Source organism: Motilibacter aurantiacus (assembly GCF_011250645.1).
GTDB classification, from domain to species: Bacteria; Actinomycetota; Actinomycetes; order Motilibacterales; family Motilibacteraceae; genus Motilibacter_A; species Motilibacter_A aurantiacus.
The window spans coordinates 321-543 of the sequence record NZ_JAANNO010000049.1 but is presented as its reverse complement, the minus strand read 5'-3'; the positions used below and the strand labels follow the sequence as shown (position 1 = coordinate 543).

Sequence of the window (223 nt, the reverse complement as noted above, 5' to 3'; positions counted from 1 at the left end):
GACCGACTCCGTCACGGCGGCGTGCGCGCTCGTCTCGACGACGGCCAGCCGCACGTCGGCATCGGACAGGATCCACGCCACCTGCTCGGCGGACGACGTCTCGTAGACCGGGACGGGGACGCCACCGGCCGCCCAGACCGCGAAGTCGAGCAGCGTCCACTCGTAGCGCGTCCGGCTCATGATCGACACCCGGTCGCCGGGCTCGACGCCGAGTGCGACGAGC

The 223-nt window shown here is 72.6% G+C and carries 1 protein-coding gene; it reads right to left on the bottom strand.

The features are described 5' to 3' along the window. Positions 1 to 223 (bottom strand): AMP-binding protein (locus G9H72_RS20780; protein WP_166174759.1); only part of this gene is annotated, 223 nt, incomplete at both ends.